This is a genomic window from Opitutus sp. sgz309028 (assembly GCF_059821195.1).
The window spans coordinates 672,908-691,500 of sequence record NZ_JCAMRR010000001.1 but is presented as its reverse complement, the minus strand read 5'-3'; the positions used below and the strand labels follow the sequence as shown (position 1 = coordinate 691,500).

The window sequence follows — 18,593 nt, the reverse complement described above, 5'->3', positions numbered from 1 at the left end:
TCCCATCTCCGATCTCCGACCCATGGCTGACGATCCCAACAACGGCGGCGGCTCGACGCTCGACCAGTCCGAGATCGACAAGCTGCTGGCGCAGGAGGTCGCGGCCGCGCCGCCGAAACAGTTTCTCATCCGGCCCGATGGCACGCGTGGCGGCGCGTCGACGACGACGAAGGTCGAGGCTTACGATTTCCGCAACCCGGTCTTTCTTTCCGAAATCGAGCTGCGGCGGCTGCGGCTGCTGCACGAGGATTTCATCCGCTATCTGTCCGCCCGGCTGTCGCTTTATCTGCGCATGGAGTTCGGGCTGAAGATGGCAAAGCTCACCACCGCGACCTACGCGAAGTTCACCGACTCGCTGCCCAACCCCACGCACCTATGCCTGTTCAAGGTCGATCCTCTCGTCGGCGTCGGCATCCTCGACGTCAACCCGCGCCTCGCGCTCACGATCGCCGACCGCCTCCTGGGCGGCCGTGGTCATTCGGTCAAAGCGGAACGCTATCTTACCGAAATTGAAATCGCGCTGCTCGAGGACGTGATCAACGTCGTCCTCGAGGAATGGTGCGGTCAGTGGAAGGCCGAGCAGGAGCTGCACCCGATCATCATCGGCCATGAGAACAACGGCCGCTTCCTCCAGACTTCGCCGAAGGACGCGATCGTGCTGATCCTCACGCTCGAGGCGAATTTCGGCGACTGCTCGGAGCAGCTGCAGATCGGCGTGCCGTATTACACGATCGAGCCGCTGGTGAAAAAGATGCAGGCGCGCCGCCAGAAGGACACCGCAGTCTCGTCCTCCGAAAAGAAAGCCGAATGGCGCGCCACCTACGAGCGCATCACGGTGCCGGTGCGCGCCGAGTGGTCCGCGCTCGAAGTCAGCATGCGCGAGGTCGTGAGCCTGCGCGTCGGCGACGTCCTCGAACTGCCCGCCTCCATTTTTCACGAAACGCGCGTGCTGCTCAACGGCGCCGCAAAATTTGTCGGCACGGTCGGCCTCGATGCCGACCGCGTCGCCGTGCAACTCACCCGCAAACTGCCCGCCGCGGAGCCTGGTCCGCTCAAACCCGATGGAAGAAAAAACCCTTGATCTCGTCCTCGACGTAAAGGTGAAGGTCACCGTGCAGCTCGGCTCGATCCAGCTGCCCATGCGCGAGGTGCTCGAGCTCGCACCCGGCTCCGTGGTGCAGCTGACGCAGCACGCCAGCGATCCGGTCGGACTTTTCGTCAACGACCAGCTCGTCGCCTATGGCGAAGTGGTCGTCGTCGAAGACAACTTCGGCATCAAGATCACTGAGCTCGTCGGGAGCGCCAAGTCGTGAACCTGGGACTGTCCACGCGCCCGGACGGGCGCTTGCGTCCGCTCGCCGAGAATCTCGCCCCGGTTGGTGTGGTGCTGCGGCGCCGCTATCCGTCGCGGCTCATTTGTGCGCTGGTTGTCCTCGCGCTGCTGGGGTGTGTCGCGCCGATTTTCGCGGCCCCGACGCATGCCGACGAGGTGATCGTGCCCAACGCGAAAACGGCTGACGCTCCGGCGAGCGGCGTGAAGCCCGTGTCGGGTTCGCTGACATTCGTCGCCGTGCTGCTGCTCGGTGGCGCCAGCGGCTGGATGTTGTGGCGCGGGCGGGCGAATCGCTCCGCCTCGCTCGGTCGCGCCGGGCGTCATCTCGCCGTCGAGGAAACGCGCTCGCTCGGTAACCGGCAGTATCTCGTGGTGGCCTCGTATCAGAATCGCAAATTCCTCCTCGGCGTCTGTCCGGGGCGGATCGACCTGCTGTCGCCGCTGGATGAACCGGCGGCGGCCGGGCTGGAGCGCACGCGCGAATGAGCGCTGGCTTCTCGTTGCTCCGCCGCGTCGCGGGCCGATGGCACCCGCGGCCGTTGTTGCTGGCCGTGCTCGTATGCTGGGCCGTGTGCGGCGTGGGCGCCGCGGCGGCGCTGGCGCAGGCCAACTCGCCGAACAATGTGATCGTGCCCGAAAGTCCGGCGGCGGCGCCCGCTGCGGGCAACGCGCCCGCGGCCTCGAATGCGGCCGCTTCGCAGACGGTCAACGCGGATCCGTTTCGGCTGAACATCGGTCTCGAAGGGACGGGGCAGGAAGGGCAGGTGAGTGTCGCGGTGCAGATCGTGCTCGTGATGACGCTGCTCTCGGTGGCGCCCTCGATCGTGCTGCTGATGACGACGTTTACGCGCCTGGTGATCGTGCTTGGTTTCGTGCGCACCGCGCTCGGCACGCCGTCGGCGCCTTCGAACCAGATCGTGATCGGACTCTCGCTGTTCCTGACGTTCTTCATCATGGGGCCCGTCGTGGACCGGATTCACACGGAGGCGCTCACGCCGTATTTCGCCAAACAGATCACGGCCAACCAGGCGCTCGAGCGCGCGACGGTGCCGTTGAAGGAATTCATGCTGAAGCAAACGCGGACGCGCGACCTGGAATATTTTCTCCAGCTCGGCGGCTACGGGCCGACGGCGGTGAAGGACCTGCCGATGCGCGTGGTGATTCCGGCGTTTGTGATCAGCGAACTGCAGACGGCGTTTCAAATGGGCTTCCTGCTGTTCCTGCCGTTCCTCGTCATCGACTTCCTCGTGTCGTCCGTGCTGATGGCGCTTGGCATGATGATGATGCCGCCGGTGACGGTCGCGCTGCCGCTGAAGCTGCTACTGTTCGTGTTGGTGGACGGCTGGCACCTGGTTGTGAAGTCGCTCGTGCAGAGCTTCGTCGCGTAGAGACAGCCCAGAGCCCAGAGCCCCAAACATGTCTTCTTCACCCGCACCTCTCATGCCCTCGGCTCTCAGCTGTTGGCCCTTGGCTTTACTCGCATGAATCCGGAACTCGCGATCGATATCTTCAAGACCACGGTGATGTTCTCGCTGTATACGGTCGGGCCGTTCCTGCTCACCACGCTGGTCATCGGCCTGACGATGAGCCTGCTGCAATCCGTCACCAGCCTGCAGGAGCAGACGCTCACGTTCGTGCCCAAGCTGATCGCGCTGTCCGGGCTCGTGATTCTGCTCACGCCCTGGCTCCTGCGGACCTTGTCCGAGTTCGCCATCACGATGATTTCGCGGATCGGCACGCTCGGACATTAAGGGAACGGGAGAATCAGCGGGCGGCGGTGCGTCTTCATGTCCCTCGAGTTTCTCGTCACCTGGCTGATGGTGCTCCTGCGAACGCTGGGCGTCATCTCGCAGCTGCCGCTCGTCGCGGGCCGGCCGATTCCGATGATGGCGAAGGTCGGCATGGGCATGTGCATCGCCACGCTGCTGGTGGGCATCGTCCCGGCGGCGGTGGTGCCGGTGACATTGGGGGATTTGGTCGTGGCGGTGGGCGGCGAGACGCTCGTCGGATTGGCGCTCGGTTTCGTTGGCCGGCTCGCGTTTGCGGCCGCCGAGATGGCGGGGCGCATCATCACCACCGAAGTGGGCCTGACGGCGTCGCCGGGCATGGGTATCCCCGAGCCTTCGTCGGAGCCGATGGCGGCGCTGTTGTCGACGTTTGCCATCGTGCTGTTCTTTCTTTTCGGCGGTCACCTGATGATGCTGTCGGCCTTGGCGAAGAGCTTTTCGATCGTGGTCGCCGGCCGGCCCCAGCTCGCTCCGGACGCCGGCGAGTCGATGATCGCAGCGACGGCCCATCTGATCGAACTGGGCCTGCGGTTGTCGGCACCGTTCATCGCGATGAACTTTCTCGTGGTGTTGTCGTTTTCCGCCCTCGGACGGGTCGTGCCGAAATTGAATCCGTTCATCATCAGTTTCTCCGTGAAATCGATCGCAGGCCTCGGACTGCTTGCGACTGCGGGCGGTCTGATCGCGAGCTATCTGTATCAGGAATTCAGTGATACGCCGCTGCGGATGCTGGAGCTGGTGATCGGTTCGTGAATCCGCCGCGCCGATCCGGCCGGAGCGGCAAATTTTGCCGGGGAAAATTCACGAAGTTCCGACGGCGCGTCCGGGAGTGTTTGGGTCGGGCAGATAAAAGTTTAAAACGCTGATGGTAAGTAGCTAAAGATGCGTTGCGACCCCTTGGCATTCGCATTGCTAAACAGCGTGCGCGCATGGCCGAGACCGACCAGGACCAAAAAACCGAACAACCGACCGAGAAGCGGCTCAACGAGGCGCAGGATCGTGGTCAGTTCGCGCGCTCTCCGGAGCTGACGGTGCTGTTCTTGCTGGCGGGGGTGTTGGGTGTGTTGGGTTTCACGGCGAAGACGGCGTCGCGCGACATCGCCGATTATGCGGTGACGATGTTCACCGACTTCGCGTCGATCCCGGTGGCGCGCGACACGGTGAACGTGCAGCTGTCCGAGGCGATGCTGGTGTGCGGGCAGGCGATCACACCGATGCTCTGTGCGTGCGTCGGCGCCGCGCTGATCGCCGGCGGAGTTCAAAGCGGTTTCCGGATGTCGCCCAACGCGATCGGCTTCAAGCCGGAGCGGCTCGACCCGATCGCCGGCTTCGGCCGGATCTTCAACAAGTCCGCCTTCGTGAAGGGGGGCGTCGACCTGTTGAAGTTTGGCGCGATCGGTGGCGCGCTTTATCTCGGCGTGCGCGGGTTGATGCTCGATCCGCTTTTCAGCGCGCCGGTCGAGGCCGCGTATTTGGGACACTTCCTGCAGAACGCGACGCTGATCTTTCTTTCGCGCCTGATCTTCGCGCTCGGGATCGTCACCGCCATCGCCTACACCTACGAGAAATTCAAGACCTCCCGGCAGCTGATGATGACGAAGCAGGAGGTCAAGGATGAGCACAAGAACCAGGAGGGCAATCAGCAGGCGAAGTCCGCAATGCGCCGCATGGCGCGCCGGCTGATCCAGCGCCAGATGCTCAATGCGGTGCCGACGGCCGACGTCGTCGTCACGAATCCGACCCACTACGCCGTCGCGCTGAAATACGAGCGCGGCAAGGACCAGGCGCCGGTGATTCTCGCGAAGGGTGAGAATCGTTTCGCGCAGCGTATCAAGGCGCTCGCGGCGGAGCATGGCGTGCCGATGGTCGAGAACAAGCCCGTCGCCCGCACGCTCTTCGCGCTCGGCAAGGTCGGCGATCCGATTCCCGCGGAGCTTTACCAGGCGGTCGCGAGCATCCTCGCCGTCGTGTATCGGACGCATCGATACTATTTCCACCGGCTCAAGGCGCGCCGGCTCGAGCAGATCGCGTAAGCCATGGCCGCGTCCACCGCCACCGCCTCGACTCCGTTCACCGCGCTGATGAAGCGCGCGGATCTCATTTTCACCGGCGGACTGTTCATCACGGTCCTCCTGCTGATCATGCCGATCCCGACGGTCCTCCTGGACATGTTCCTGGCGATGAACATCGGGCTGTCGCTGCTGGTGCTGCTCGCGATCATCTACATCAAGGATCCGCCGGAGTTCTCGAGTTTCCCGACGCTGCTGCTCGCGCTCACGCTGTTCCGGCTGGCGCTCAACATCAGCTCGACGCGCCAGGTGCTGGTCAACGGCTACGCCGGCCAGGTGATCGACGCCTTCGGCCACTTCGTCATCCAGGGCAACTACATCGTCGGTGCCGTCGTGTTCCTGATCCTCGTGGTCATCAACTTCGTCGTCATCACGAAGGGCGCCGGCCGCATCGCCGAGGTGAGTGCGCGCTTCACCCTCGATGCGCTGCCCGGCAAACAGATGGCCATCGATGCCGAGCTCAACGCCGGCATCATCGACGAGGTTACCGCCACCGCACGCCGCCTGAAGGTGCAGAAAGAGGCCGATTTCTACGGCGCGATGGACGGTGCCTCGAAGTTCGTCCGCGGCGACGCCGTCGCCGGCATCATCATCACGCTCGTCAACGTCATCGGCGGTTTCGCGATCGGCGTGCTGCAGATGGGGCTGTCGCTCGGCGAGTCGCTGCAGAAGTTCACGCTGCTCTCGATCGGTGACGGTCTCGTGTCTCAGATCCCCGCGCTGATCCTGTCCGTCGGCGCCGGCTTGTTGGTCACGCGCGCGTCGGAAAACGCCAACATGGGCGTGCAGCTCGCCGGCCAGCTCTTCCGTTATCCGCGCGCGCTCAAGATCGCGTCCGGGATGCTCGCGTGCTTCGGGATCATGCCGGGCATGCCGATGCTGCCGTTCTTCATGCTTGCCGGCATCGCGGCGTTTCTCGGCAAGGTGCTCAAGGAGCAGGAGGACAAGACCGGCCATGCGCTCGGCGCCGAAGCCGCGGCCGCCGAGAAAGCGAAAACCGCCGCCAGCGGCAAAAGCGCTGCGCCCGCCGCCGACGCGAATGGCGCCGCGGCGCCGGCCGCGTCCGGCCCGAGCGAGGACGTGCGCAAGCTCATCGACGTGGATGTGTTCGCGATCGAGATCGGCTACGGCCTGTTGAATCTTGCCAATGCAAAAACGGGCGGCGACCTGCTCGCGCGCGTCACTGGTGTGCGCAAGACCCTCGCCCGCGAGAAGGGCATCGTGGTCCCGCCGATTTCGGTCCGCGACAACCTCGAACTCGAGGCCAACGACTACCGTTTCCTCCTCCGAGGCAAGCCGCTCGCGCGCGGCCAGCTGCACCCGGGCCGCTCGCTCGCGATGAACGTTTCCGCCAGCAAGGTCCGCCTCCGCGGCGTGCCCACGCGCGAGCCGGTTTTCAATCTCGAGGCGACGTGGATCGACGAGACGGAGAAGAAGACCGCCGAGCTCAACGGCTACACGGTCGTCGATCCGGCCTCCGTGCTGATCACGCACCTGTCGGAAACGCTGAAGTCCAACGCGCACCACCTGCTCGGCCGGCAGGAAGTCCAGTCGCTCATCGATCACATCAAGCAGACGCAGCCGGCGCTCGTTGCCGAACTGCTGCCGGACCTCGTCACGCTCGGCATCATCCAGCGCGTTCTCCAAAATCTGCTGCGCGAGAACATCGCGATCGTGAACCTGCCGCTCATCCTCGAGGGCATCGGCGATTTCGCGTCGCTCTCGAAGAATCCCGACGATCTCAGCGAGCTCATCCGGCGCCGGCTCGGTTTGTATTTCGTGCCCGAATTCGAAACGCGTCCGGGCGTCGTCCGCGCGGTCACGCTCGATCCGCGGCTCGAACAATGGCTCGGCTCGAAGGTGCAGCGTTCCGCGACGGACGTCGGTCTCGCGCTCGATCCATCGACCACGCGTCACGTGCTCGACGAACTCAGCCGCCGCACCAACGACCTCACCGCGCAGGGCCACCCGGCCGTGCTGGTGGTGTCGACGGAAGTGCGGCTGCCGCTGAAGCGCTTCTTCGAATCGTCGTTCCCGCGCCTGACGGTGTTGGCGTTCCAGGAACTGCCGCCCGCCACCGAAATCGAGAACGCGGGGATCGTCGCCGTGCCCGCGCATCTCGCCCGCGCCGAGGCTCCGTTGAAAGCCGCCGCATGAAAACGCGTTCAAATAGCGAGCATCGAGTAGCGAGTAGCGAGCATGAGGTGCGTGCTCGGGCTGCTCGCTACTCGCTACCCGCTACTTGCTGCTACTAACGATGTCCGCGCAACCGACACGTCCCGCTCCGGGTTCCTGTTTCAAATTCACGGTGCGCACCGCCGAGGAAGCGGTCGCGGCCATCCGCGAGAAAATGGGGCAGGACGCCCGCGTGTTGTCCGTGCGCTCCGTATCGCCGACCGGGATACGCCGCTTCTTCGGTTCGCCGCGTCTGGAAGTCATCGCGCAAATGCCGGGCTCACCCGAGGAAATGACCGACGCGCCCGCGGCGACGCCGGCTCCGGCCGAAACCTCGGGCGCGCTCGAGGAAGTTTCCGGCGAACCCGCGCTGCCGGAGATCGCGCCGGTGGACGATGCCCGCACGCGTCTCAATATCCGCCACACCCCGATCGGTCTCACCGATCTGCTGCGTCGCTCGGGCCTGACGGAGACGGCGTTGAACCGGCTGCAATCCGGTGCGAACTGGCGCGAGATCAACCGGCTGCCGCTGCATCGCGCGCTGGCGGAAACCTCGCGTCTGCTGCGCGAACGCGCCGGCGCCCGCCCGGCCCGCGCGCCGCTCTCGCGCGCCGCGTTCGTCGGCACGCCCGGTGTCGGTCGCACGACGGCGCTCTGCAAGTGGCTTTCGCTGGAAGTGTTTCGCCGCGCGCGCGCGGGGCATGTGGTCACGATCGAGTTTGATCGGCCGAATCCGCTCGGTCCGTTGCCGGTGTTCGCCGAGGCGCTCGGCGTGCCCCTCGCGCATTTCCCCTGCGAAACGCAGCCGGCGGTCCCGGGCGGTTTCGTTTATTTCGATCTGCCGAGTCTTTCGCCGCGCCGCCCGACGGACAATGCCGCGCTCGCCACCTGGCTGGACCGCGAGCGGATCAACGAACGCGTGCTCGTGCTCAACGCCGCCTACGATCGCGCCTCGCTGCGCGACGCGTATGCGGCCGGCCGCGATCTCGGCGCGACGCACCTGGTTTTCACGCACCTCGATGAAGTGCCGCAGTGGGGCAAACTCTGGGACTACCTGTTCGACGAGGATATCGAGCCGCTGTTTCTCGCGACGGGGCCGTCGCTCACCGGCGATTGCGAGGAGGACGTCTCGGGCGCGATCGCCCGCCGCACGCTGCCGGAGAACTGAACCGCCATGCCCGCCCAACCTTTTTCGCGTCCATGAAATTTGTCTTTCTCGCCGGCGGAGTCGCCGGGTTCCTCTGCGCCGGGATCGCCGGCTATCTCGCCGAGCGCACGGCCGACCGCATCTTCTTCGACGCCGCGGTCGGCTGTCTCGTCGGCGCGCTGCTCTTCCGCTGGTTCTGGACCGTGCTGGTGCGCGGTATCCGCGAAACCATTCTCGACCGCCACGCCGCCGCCTCCGCCGCGGCCGCGGCGGCTCCGCAACCATCCAAGCAAAAGTAACCCGCTTCACTCATGGACTCCCCCGCGACCGCCACCCCCAGCATGGATGCTGCTCCGAAAACCGTCTGGCGCGCCTATCAGGGTGTTTCGCCGAGTGCCGTCGACGAGAAGGACCTCATCGAGCGCCACTTGTATCTGGTGCGCAATGTCGTCGACCGCATCAAACTCAACCTGCCGACGCACATCGACGCGGACGATCTCTACAGTGTGGGCGTCACCGGCCTGATCGCGGCGGTGCGGAAATTCGATCCGGAGCAGGGCTGCACGTTCGCGAGCTACGCGGCGATGCGGATTCGCGGCGCAATCCTCGACGAGCTGCGCCGCATGGACTGGTGCCCGCGTCGCGCCCGCGCGCGTTCGCGCAAGTTGAAGGAGACGATCATCGAGGTGGAGCAGAAGCTCGGCCGGGCGGCGACCGACGCGGAAGTATGCGCGGCGCTCGGGCTATCGCAGAAGGATTACGCCAAGTGGGTCGAGGACGCGCGTCCGGTGACGTTCCTCGCGATCGATCATCGCAGCGACGGCGAAGAAGGCGAGGGCGCCTCGCTGCACGAGTTGCTGGCGGACGAGACCGACGTCACGGGCCGCGAAAACATGGAGAAACGCGAGTTGCTCGAGCTTCTCACTCAACGGATGACGGAACTGCCCGATATACCGAAGAAGATCCTCGCCATGTATTATTTCGAAAACATGCGTCTCGCCGAGATCGCCGCGGTCTTCGGCCTGACGGAGTCCCGCATTTGCCAGATCCACGCTCAAACCATTCTAGGCCTGCGCGGCTACCTGCAACGCGTCCGCAACCGGTGACGAAGCCGGCAAAGTTCAGCTATTCGGTTCCAGGAAGCCGCCCGATGTCGCGTTTGCGGGGACGTGGGCCGCGTGAGCATCGCCTGGCGGTCCGCCTGGACGCGCGGCTTCGGGGCGTTCGCCAGCCATGCTGATTCTCATCGGAGCTTTCATCGTTTTCGTGTCGACGCTCGGCGGGTTCATGCTCGCGGGCGGTTCGCCGCTGGTGTTGCTCCACGTTTCCGAGTTCGTGGTGATCGGCGGCGTCGCGCTCGGGGTGTTGATCATCGCGAGCCCGGGGCACGTGTTGAGGGACATCGTGCACAAGGTGAAGGCCTGCATCACCGGCAAGAGCGCGAGCAAGGCGGAGTTTTTCGACATGTTGAAGCTGCTCTACGAGATCTTCATGGTCGGTCGTCGCAACGGCCTGATCGCCCTCGAGGAGCACGTCATGGAGCCGGAGAAGAGCTCGATTTTCCAACGCTACCCGTCGTTGCTGCAGCATCCGGAGCGGCTCGAGTTCCTCGTCAACGGCCTGAAGCCCGTCATCGACGGCAAGATCAAGCCGGACCAGCTCGAGGAGCTGATGACCGCGGAAATCGATGCGAAGGAGGAGGAGTGGAATCATCCGGTGCACATCCTCCAGCTGGTCGGAGATTCGCTGCCCGGCATCGGTATCGTCGCCGCGGTGCTCGGTATCATCAACACGATGGCCGCGATCGCCGAAGGTCCGGAGAAGGTCGGCGAGAAAGTCGCCGCGGCGCTCACCGGCACGCTGCTCGGGATTTTCTTCGCCTACGGCTTCATCAATCCCGTGGCGAACCGCATCAAGTTCAACAATGCCTCCGATCTCCTCTGCCTGCGGTGCATCATGCAGGCAGTGGCCGGATTCGCCAAAGGCCTCGCGCCGCTGACCGCGGTCGAAATCGCCCGTCGTTCCCTCGACAGTTCCGTGCAGCCCGGCGCGGTGGAACTGGAAGCCGCACTGAAAGCGCTGCCGCCGGTGAAATGAAGCCAAGAGCCCAGAGTCCAGAGCCCGGAGCCGATCCATCGATCGGCCTGCCTGCTTGCTCGTCTGGACGCTCTGGGCGCTCAGCTCTGGGCTCTCGGCTCACCTGACCCATGGCTAAGAAAAAAGCAGCGGCGCATCACGGCGGGGCGTGGAAGGTGGCTTACGCGGATTTCGTCACCGCTATGATGGCGCTGTTCATGGTGCTGTGGATTTCCGCGCAGGATCAGAAAATCCTGATCGCCACCTCGCAGTATTTTCAAAACCCCTTCCGCTCGCCGGTCGATGCGACCTCAGGCGTGCTGCCGTTCAACAGTGACAAGGCCAACCAGAGCAAGGGCGAGAACGAGGGCACCGAGAAAGAGGACGTGAAGAAAAAGCAGATCGAGATGACGTTCCTCAACACCGTCGCCGCCGACTTCTATCGCCTGCTTCATCTTGACCAGAACCTCGAGGACAAGCCGATCGATATCCAAGTCACCACGGACGGCCTCCGCGTCACGCTGTTCGATCGCGCCAAACGCCCGCTCTTTCGCGGCAACACCGCCGAGTTCACGGAGTGGGGCACCTTTGTCCTCCAGAACCTGTCGTGGACGATCGACCGCCATCACTTCCGGGTCACGATCGACGGGCACACGAAGGCGCACCTGAGCTTCGACCGTGTGGATTACACACCCTGGGAGCTGTCCGCCGATCGCGCCAACGCCGCCCGCCGCGAGCTCGTGCACTACGCAGTGGCGCCGACGCTGATCGAGCGCGTCACCGGCTACGCCGACACAAAACCCCTCGACGGACACGATGCCGACGCCGAGTCCAACCAACGTATCACCCTCAGCCTTACACTCTCCGCCAAGCCGCGCGAAACGGCCAACGTGACCGTCGACGAAGCGGCGCGTGCCGCCCAACCCGTTCCCCCGTCATGAACTCCTTTCTCCAAGGCAAGAAAACCCTCTCCGTTCCTCCGCTGCGCGCCGTGGCCGCGCCGCCGCGCACGGCGATCGGCTCCGCTGCGGCCGCGACCCCCCGCCCGCCCGCCGGTCCGAAGTGCGAAGGCACCGGCCCGACCGTGGAGGTGGTCAAGGAAGGCGACAAGGTCGTCCGTCTCGTGGTGCTTTGCAGCTGCGGCGAACGCATCGAGATCGAGTGCCTGTATCCAGGGACCTGATGCGCCTTCATCGTCGTTGATGTCCGGCCGGGCTGCTTCAGCCCGGCCTTTTTGTTGGCGCGCTCTGCCGGAGCGGGAGCCAGCACCATCAGCGGCAATTCCTGCCCGGCCGGCCACGGCAAGTTTTTCCAAACGGGGCGCCATATCTCACAAATGACTGGTAAAGAGTTAGTTGTGATCTTGGCACCGGCTTTGCTCTCTGTCAGCGCCCATGAATATCGGCCTGTATCAAAGCGCCTCTTCGCTGTCCGCCCTCGAGCGGTGGCAGGATGCCGTGGCGCAGAACATCACGTCGAGCCAGGTCACGGGTTATCGGAAGCGCACGGTGAATTTCTCCACGCAGACGGCCGGCGAACTGCAGTCCGATCCGCGCCGGCCGGTCGGTCACGAAGGCGGCATCGCGACGCTGTTCCCGAAGGTCAATGCCGGCATCAATTTCACCTTTGGCGAGACGCAGCCGACGCGGCGTGAGCTCGACGTCGCGATCCAGGGCGAGGGGTATTTCGAGGTGCAGCGGCCCGACGGGTCCCACGTCTATACCCGCAGCGGCGAGTTTCGCATGCGGGCCGATCGCACGATCGTGACGTCCGCAGGCGACGAACTCCTCAGCACCGCGGGCGCGCCCATCGTGCTCGTGCCGAACGGCGGGGCGATTTCGATCAATCAGGACGGAGCGGTTTTCCAGGGCGAGACGCAGCTCGGGCGCATCTCCGTGCAGCGTTTTCCCGACAACGCCGCGCTGATGCCGATCTCGGGCGGCTATTTTGTCGCGCCCGAAGGTGTCACCCCCGAAGCCGTCGACGAACCCGAACTGCTGCAGGGTTATCTCGAAGGCAGCAACGTCACGCCGCTGCGTGAGATGGTCGACCTCGTGCTGATTTCCCGCGCCTACGAGGCGAATCAGAAAATGATCAACGAGTTCGACAAGCAGGCGCAGAAGGCGCTCGAGGCGCTCGGCTGAGCGGCGAGGAACGCTGCGACCCCACGCACATGATTTCCCCAGACAGACAACCGCAATCACGACTGCATGGCCGAGCCCGCAATGGGGGCGGGCCGGCCCCTTTTTCCAGCCAAGAGCTGAGAGCCCAGAGCCGAGAGCTCGGGCCGTCAGGCTCTGGGCTCTGGGCCTCCGGCTCTCAGCTCTTCCGCCTATGAACCTCTCCCTCTACTCCGCGGCCACGGGCATGGAGGCCCAGCAGCTCAACCTCAACACGATCGCGAACAATCTCGCGAACGTGAACACGCCCGGGTTCAAGCGCAGCAAGATCGAGTTTCAGGACCTCCTTTACCAGAAACCCACGCGCGCCTCGGGCACCGATTCCGGCGGCGGCAACCTCGTCCCCACCGGCATCGAGGTCGGCAACGGTTCGCGCGTTTCCTCGACATCGAAGGTTTTCACGCAGGGCCAGATCACTTCGACCGGCGAGGAACTCGACGTCGCGATCCAGGGCGACGGCTTCTTCGAAGTGCAGCGCGTCGACGGCACGATCGCCTACACACGCGACGGCACGTTCAAGCTCAACGCTCAGGGCCAGGTCGTCACCACCGACGGCCTCCCGGTGCTCAGCGGTTTCCAACCGATTCCGCCGGGCGCGACGGCAGTGAGCATCGCCGAAAACGGACAGGTGACCGTGCAGACGCCGAACGGCAGCACCACCTTCCGCCTGACGCTCACGCGTTTCGCCAATCCTTCCGGCCTGCGCAGCATGGGCGGCAATCTTTACGAGGAAACGCCCGCCAGCGGCACGCCGGAGATCGGCCAGCCGAGCGAGCTCGGTTTCGGCAGCATCATGCAGGGCTACATCGAGGGTTCTAATGTGAACATCGTCGAGGAAATGGTCGCCCTCATCGTCGCCCAGCGGGCCTATGAGATTAATTCCAAATCGATCCAGACGTCGGACGAAATGCTCCAGAACGTCGCGCAAATGAAGCGCTGATCCATGCGAATCCTCCTGCTGCTTTCCTGCTTCGTTTTCGCCCGCGCCTTCGCCGCCGACGCGGCTCCGGCGCTCGCGCCGCTCGAGGTCACGAGCACGCCGCTCACCCGCGAGCGCGTGATCGGCGAGCTCACGCGGGCGCTGGCGTCGCACTTCAATCTCGAAGGCGACCTGCAGCTCGACTTCCTCCGGCCGTGGGAGCCGCCCGCGCGGCTGGCGAACCTGTGGACCCTCGAGATCGTCGAGTATCCGTCGGTCGCGTCGCCTTCGATGCTCGTGCGCTGCCGCGTCCTCGCCGATGCGCAACCCGCCGCCGAGTGGTCGCTGGTGTTGCGCGCTGCGCTGTGGCGCGATGTCTGGGCCGCCCGCCAGCCGCTCGCGAGCGGCGAGACTTTCGATCCGTCGGTCCTCGAGGTGCGCCGCGTCGATCTGTTCCGCGAGCGCGATGCACTGCCCGCGGTCGTCGGCGATCGTTCGTATGCGATGACCCGCGCCATCGCTGCCGGCCGCCTCCTGACCTGGCGCGACCTCCAGCGCCGGCCGCTCGTGAAGAAGGGCGAGCTCGTCGAGGTATCCGCCGTGGAAGGACAACTCCTCATCACCATGAAGGCGCTCGCGATGGAAAACGGCGCCCAGGGCGAAACCGTCACCGTGCGCAATCCCGAGTCGCGGAAGGATTTCGCTGCCATGGTCGTCGCCGAAAACCGCGTCCAGGTCCGCTTCTGATTTTTCCGGTGAATCCCCGCCTCCTGCTCCCGCTTTTCCTCCTCGCCGCCGCTCCGGCGTTCGGCGCCAACGGTTCCCTGTGGCCGGTCAACGGCGCCGGCGAGCGGTCGATGGTCGCGGATCGCAAGGCGGCCCGCGCGGGCGACATCCTCACGATCATCGTCAGCGAGTCGGCGGTCGCGCAGAGTTCGCAGAGCAAGAAGTCCTCGCGCGACGCGAACCTCAACGATTCCGTCGAGCAATTCCTGTTCGCCAACAGCCGCGCGCTCACGCATCGCGGCGGGTTGCCCGGACTCAAGCTCGGCGGCCAGTCGAGCTACGCCGGCGGCGGCGATGTTTCCAATTCCCAAAGCCTCTCGGCGCGCGCCGCGGTCCTCGTCACCGACACGCTGCCCAACGGCAATCTCGTGATCCAGGGCGTGCGCGTGGTCACGTTTTCCGGCGAAACCCAATACGTCGTCCTGCACGGACTCGTGCGCATCGACGACGTGACGCGCGACAACACCGTCGCGTCCTCCAACATCGCCGATGCCCGCGTCGAATTCTACAGCGAAGGCCAGCTGACGGATGCGCAGAAGCGCGGCTGGTTCTCGAAGCTTTACGAAAAACTGCGTCCGTTCTGAAAACGCCGAGAAGCCGCAAAACGGAAAAGCTGAAACCAGAAATGAAAGCCAGGCTGACATTCCTTGCGCCCGCCCGTTTGATCGGCCGGCTTCTGTTCAGTCTTTCGGCGTTTCTGCTTTTCAGCGTTTCGGCCCACGCCTCGCGCGTGAAGGATCTCACCATGCTCGAGGGCGGCCGCGACAATCAGATCGTGGGCTACGGTCTGGTGGTCGGTCTGGCGGGCGACGGCGACAGCAATGCGGCGACGACGCTGCGCAGCGTGGCCAACATCCTCCAACGCTACGGGCTCACGGTGAACTCGACGGACATCAAGGCGAAGAACGCCGCCGCGGTCATGATCACCGCCGACATCGGCGCCTTTCTCAAACCCGGCGCGCGCATCGACGTGAACGTCGCCTCGATGGGCGACGCGAAATCGCTGCAGGGCGGCGTGCTGCTGCAGACGCCGCTGCTTGGCGCCGATGGCCGCGTCTACGCCGTCGCGCAGGGCCCGGTTGCGATCGGCGGCTTTTTCGGCGGCGCCGGTGGCGCGGGCGGCGCGACGGTGCAGAAAAACCATCCGACGGTCGGCGTCATCAGCAATGGCGCGATCGTCGAACGCGAGATCCCTTCGACCTTCGTGCGCGACAACCAGCTCCGTCTGTTGCTGCACAATCCGGATTTCACGTCCGCCGCGCGGATGGCGGACGCGATCAACGCGCGCTGGCCGGCGGCCGCGAGTGCGCTCGACGCCGCCACCGTGAACGTGGCCCTGCCCGAGAATTATCACGGTCAGGACGTCTCGTTCATCGCCGATCTGGGCACGATCGAAGTGGTGCCCGACACCCTGGCGCGTGTCGTGATCAACGAGCGCACCGGCACGATCGTCGCCACGTCGACCGTGCGCCTTTCGCAGGTCGCGATCGCCCTCGGCTCGCTCACCATCACGGTCAGCTCCAACGTCGGTGTCAGCCAGCCGAACGCGTTTTCCGGCGGCCAGACCGTTGCGGTGCCGAGCACGCAGACCGACGTGAACGAAGTGAAGGGCGGCTTCACCGTCCTCAACGAACCGCCGACGATCGAACGCCTCGCGGCGGCGCTCAATGCGCTCGGCGTGTCGACCCGCGAGATGATGGCCATTTTCCAAAGCCTGAAACGCTCCGGCGCGCTGCAGGCCGAACTCGTGATCAATTGAGCGCATGAACGTCGTTCCCCTCAACGCCACCACGCCCGCCGCCGTCGACCGCGTCGCCGATCTCGCCGCGAGCCCGCGCCTGCGCGCCGCCCCACTGACCGGCGCGGCCCTGCGCAACGCGCCGGCGGAGGTGCAGCGCAAGGAAGTCGCCGCCCAGTTCGAGGCCATCCTCGTGCGGCAGCTGCTGAAACCGACGATGACGTCGATGCTCGGCGACGAAGGCGCGGCCGGCAGCATCTACGGCGATTTGATGACGGATTCGTTTGCGACCCAGCTCACGCGCGGCGGCGGCCTAGGGCTGAGCCGCCTGCTCGAACAGCAATTGACGCCCCGCCAGCCCACGCGGCCGGCGGCGGACCAACCCCAGGAATAACCCGCTTTCTCTTTCATGAATTGGCACGCGATCGCCGACTCGCTTCGGCAGGAATTGACCGAATACGGAGAGCTGCTGCGCCTTTTCGAGCAGCAGCAGGAAAGCCTTTTCAAACGCGATCCCGACGCCGTGCTCCGCCTCGGCGGCGCGATCGAGGATCAGGCACACATCCTCAACGATTGCCGCCAGCGTCGTGAGCAGGACGTGGCCACGCTCGCTCGCAGCTTCGGCCTGCCGGCCAGCTCGACGCTCCGCTCGCTGCTCCCGCAGCTCGAGGCCGACGCCCGCCCGCTGCTCGAAGCCCTGATCAACGAGATCAACGTCCTCCTGCACCGCGTGCGCCGCACCAGCCGGCACAATCACGCGCTGCTCTCGCGCACGCTCGAGCTCCACCAGGAAACGCTCCGGCAACTGCGCCCCGAATCCTTCACGAAGACTTACGGCGCGTCCGGCCGGGTCTCCGTGGCAGGCACCCACGCGACGCCCTCGCTGCGCGCCGCGGGCTGAGCGCTGCGCGCGCAAATTTCAGATCTCAAATCCCAAGCCCATGTCCGGCCTCTTCGGCAGCCTCCACTCCTCGGTCAATGCGCTCAACGCGCACAGCCGTTCGATTGAGATCGCGGGCAAGAATCTGGCCAACATCAGCAACAGCTCGTATGCGCGCCAGCGGGTGATTTATGGCGATCGCGGCACCGTGGTCACTCCGACCGGCGCGCAAAGCCTCGGCCTGGAGGCGCTGGGGGTGCAGCAGCTGCGCGACGCGCTGCTCGACCGCCAAGTCGTGCGCGAGTCGGCGCTGACCGCCTATTATCACGCGCAGCAAAGCGGCTATCAGCGCGCGCAGGCCGCGCTCGGCCAGGACATCTCCAGCACCAGCCGCAGCGCCGGCACGTCGAGCAGCACGTCCGACACCGGCATCGCCGCGGCGCTCGACGATTTCTTCAACGCCTTCCAGAGCTTCGCGGGCAATCCGACCGACCCCGGCCAGCGCCAGAGCCTGTTGCAGACCGCCAGCCTGCTCACCGATCGCATCAATCTCGCGGATACACGCCTCGCCCAGGTGCAGTCCGACCTCGACGCGCAGGCGGCGACGGACGCCGGCGAGGCCAACGTGCTGCTGCAGACGATCGCCGACCTGAACGGCCAGATCGCCCGCTTCGAGATCAACAACCCCGGCTCCGCCGTCGACCTGCGCGACCAGCGCCAGGCTTCGCTCGAGAAGCTCGCGGCCAAGCTGCCCATCGAGACCGTCGCCAACGCCGACGGCACGCTGGAAATCACGACCAAGGACACCGGCGGCAATCCGGTCATCCTCGTCACCGGCGCGACGGCCACCGGCCCGCTCGTGTTCGACGGCTCCACCACGCCGCCGTCCGTCACCGCCGGAACGCCCGCGACGGCGCTCGCCGTCAGCTCCGGCGCGATCGGCGGATCGATCAGCGCCCGAACCGGCGCGATCCAGGAACTCCGCGACAAGCTCGATCTTCTCGTCAACCAGCTGGTGACGTCCGTGAACGACGCCTACAATCCGACAGGCACCACGGGCGATTTCTTCGACGCCGCAGGCACGAGCGCGGGCGCCCTGGCGCTGGCGGCGGGGTTGACGGCGTCCAATCTGAAAGCGAGCGATGGCGGCGCCGCGGGCGACAACTCCGTTGCGCTGGCGATCGCGCAACTCGGGACCAAACGCTTCAGCACCAGCGGAGCGCCGCCGGATCTGATCGATGGCTCGCTGGGTGGTTTTTATTCCGGAGCCGTCAGCGGCCTCGGCCAGGCGCTCTCGGGCGTGAACTCGCGCGTGACGGATCAGTCCAGCATCGAGAACCTCGTGCGTTCGCAACGCGATGCGGTGAGCGGCGTGTCACTCGACGAGGAGATGGCCGACTTGATCAAATACCAGCGCGCGTTTCAGGCCTCGTCGCGCGTCTTCACCACGATCGACAACCTGCTCGACCTCGTGGTCAACCAACTCGCCCGCTAACGCGGAAA

Annotated in this window: 22 protein-coding genes; all 22 read left to right on the top strand. The window is 65.3% G+C overall.

All coding sequences use genetic code 11. From position 1 onward, the window contains the following. Positions 1-22 precede the first annotated feature (22 nt). The 22 genes from AC6RV7_RS02570 (at position 23) to flgK (ending at position 18,585) form a co-directional block, all read left to right on the top strand. On the top strand, positions 23-1,081 hold the full coding sequence (locus tag AC6RV7_RS02570; RefSeq protein ID WP_500092334.1) for a flagellar motor switch protein FliM: 1,059 nt from the start codon (positions 23-25) through the stop codon (positions 1,079-1,081). Beyond that, positions 1,062-1,313: a flagellar motor switch protein FliN gene (gene fliN / locus AC6RV7_RS02565; protein ID WP_500092333.1), complete on the top strand. Its 252-nt coding sequence runs from the start codon at positions 1,062-1,064 to the stop codon at positions 1,311-1,313. The genes AC6RV7_RS02570 and fliN overlap by 20 nt, the downstream gene beginning before the upstream one ends. Next, positions 1,310-1,819 (top strand): flagellar biosynthetic protein FliO, encoded by a 510-nt coding sequence (locus AC6RV7_RS02560; protein ID WP_500092332.1) that lies wholly within the window; start codon positions 1,310-1,312, stop codon positions 1,817-1,819. Before fliN ends, AC6RV7_RS02560 begins: the two co-directional genes overlap by 4 nt. Positions 1,820-2,058: 239 nt before the next feature. Further along, the gene (fliP, locus tag AC6RV7_RS02555; protein ID WP_500093005.1) at positions 2,059-2,721 is read left to right on the top strand and encodes a flagellar type III secretion system pore protein FliP; all 663 of its coding nucleotides are present in this window, start codon (positions 2,059-2,061) and stop codon (positions 2,719-2,721) included. A 93-nt stretch (positions 2,722-2,814) separates the two neighbouring features. Next, positions 2,815-3,084: a flagellar biosynthetic protein FliQ gene (locus AC6RV7_RS02550; protein ID WP_500092331.1), complete on the top strand. Its 270-nt coding sequence runs from the start codon at positions 2,815-2,817 to the stop codon at positions 3,082-3,084. 36 nt (positions 3,085-3,120) lie between these two features. Further along, positions 3,121-3,873 carry a flagellar biosynthetic protein FliR gene (locus AC6RV7_RS02545; RefSeq protein ID WP_500092330.1) on the top strand — a complete coding sequence of 251 codons (753 nt, stop codon included), beginning with the start codon at positions 3,121-3,123 and terminating at the stop codon, positions 3,871-3,873. 176 nt (positions 3,874-4,049) lie between these two features. Beyond that, positions 4,050-5,153 carry an EscU/YscU/HrcU family type III secretion system export apparatus switch protein gene (locus AC6RV7_RS02540; RefSeq protein WP_500092329.1) on the top strand — a complete coding sequence of 368 codons (1,104 nt, stop codon included), beginning with the start codon at positions 4,050-4,052 and terminating at the stop codon, positions 5,151-5,153. A gap of 3 nt (positions 5,154-5,156) precedes the next feature. Next, complete coding sequence (gene flhA, locus AC6RV7_RS02535) at positions 5,157-7,346, top strand: flagellar biosynthesis protein FlhA (protein WP_500092328.1); 2,190 nt, start codon at positions 5,157-5,159, stop codon at positions 7,344-7,346. A 100-nt stretch (positions 7,347-7,446) separates the two neighbouring features. After that, the gene (locus AC6RV7_RS02530) at positions 7,447-8,532 is read left to right on the top strand and encodes a flagellar biosynthesis protein FlhF (protein WP_500092327.1); all 1,086 of its coding nucleotides are present in this window, start codon (positions 7,447-7,449) and stop codon (positions 8,530-8,532) included. 32 nt (positions 8,533-8,564) lie between these two features. Further along, entirely contained in the window at positions 8,565-8,810 is a 246-nt protein-coding gene (locus AC6RV7_RS02525; RefSeq protein WP_500092326.1) for a hypothetical protein, read from the top strand. A gap of 12 nt (positions 8,811-8,822) precedes the next feature. Further along, complete coding sequence (locus tag AC6RV7_RS02520) at positions 8,823-9,617, top strand: sigma-70 family RNA polymerase sigma factor (protein ID WP_500092325.1); 795 nt, start codon at positions 8,823-8,825, stop codon at positions 9,615-9,617. Positions 9,618-9,744: 127 nt separating this feature from the next. Next, positions 9,745-10,608 carry a motility-associated protein gene (locus AC6RV7_RS02515; protein WP_500092324.1) on the top strand — a complete coding sequence of 288 codons (864 nt, stop codon included), beginning with the start codon at positions 9,745-9,747 and terminating at the stop codon, positions 10,606-10,608. 110 nt (positions 10,609-10,718) lie between these two features. Continuing rightward, entirely contained in the window at positions 10,719-11,528 is an 810-nt protein-coding gene (locus tag AC6RV7_RS02510) for a flagellar motor protein MotB (RefSeq protein WP_500092323.1), read from the top strand. Beyond that, the gene (locus AC6RV7_RS02505; protein ID WP_500092322.1) at positions 11,525-11,770 is read left to right on the top strand and encodes a hypothetical protein; all 246 of its coding nucleotides are present in this window, start codon (positions 11,525-11,527) and stop codon (positions 11,768-11,770) included. The genes AC6RV7_RS02510 and AC6RV7_RS02505 overlap by 4 nt, the downstream gene beginning before the upstream one ends. Before the next feature lie 211 nt (positions 11,771-11,981). Further along, the gene (locus AC6RV7_RS02500) at positions 11,982-12,731 is read left to right on the top strand and encodes a flagellar hook-basal body protein (RefSeq protein ID WP_500092321.1); all 750 of its coding nucleotides are present in this window, start codon (positions 11,982-11,984) and stop codon (positions 12,729-12,731) included. A 190-nt stretch (positions 12,732-12,921) separates the two neighbouring features. Next, a complete protein-coding gene (flgG, locus tag AC6RV7_RS02495) occupies positions 12,922-13,707 on the top strand; it encodes a flagellar basal-body rod protein FlgG (protein WP_500092320.1) in 786 nt (261 codons plus the stop codon). Positions 13,708-13,710: 3 nt separating this feature from the next. After that, on the top strand, positions 13,711-14,433 hold the full coding sequence (gene flgA, locus AC6RV7_RS02490) for a flagellar basal body P-ring formation chaperone FlgA (RefSeq protein WP_500092319.1): 723 nt from the start codon (positions 13,711-13,713) through the stop codon (positions 14,431-14,433). Positions 14,434-14,441: 8 nt separating this feature from the next. After that, positions 14,442-15,056, top strand: coding sequence for a flagellar basal body L-ring protein FlgH (locus tag AC6RV7_RS02485; RefSeq protein WP_500092318.1), 615 nt, complete (start codon positions 14,442-14,444; stop codon positions 15,054-15,056). A 41-nt stretch (positions 15,057-15,097) separates the two neighbouring features. Continuing rightward, positions 15,098-16,231: a flagellar basal body P-ring protein FlgI gene (locus AC6RV7_RS02480; protein WP_500092317.1), complete on the top strand. Its 1,134-nt coding sequence runs from the start codon at positions 15,098-15,100 to the stop codon at positions 16,229-16,231. 4 nt (positions 16,232-16,235) lie between these two features. Next, positions 16,236-16,604: a hypothetical protein gene (locus AC6RV7_RS02475; RefSeq protein WP_500092316.1), complete on the top strand. Its 369-nt coding sequence runs from the start codon at positions 16,236-16,238 to the stop codon at positions 16,602-16,604. Between the two features lie 15 nt (positions 16,605-16,619). Then, the gene (locus AC6RV7_RS02470; RefSeq protein WP_500092315.1) at positions 16,620-17,111 is read left to right on the top strand and encodes a flagellar protein FlgN; all 492 of its coding nucleotides are present in this window, start codon (positions 16,620-16,622) and stop codon (positions 17,109-17,111) included. Between the two features lie 40 nt (positions 17,112-17,151). Beyond that, on the top strand, positions 17,152-18,585 hold the full coding sequence (flgK, locus tag AC6RV7_RS02465; protein ID WP_500092314.1) for a flagellar hook-associated protein FlgK: 1,434 nt from the start codon (positions 17,152-17,154) through the stop codon (positions 18,583-18,585). The last annotated feature ends 8 nt before the right edge of the window (positions 18,586-18,593 follow it).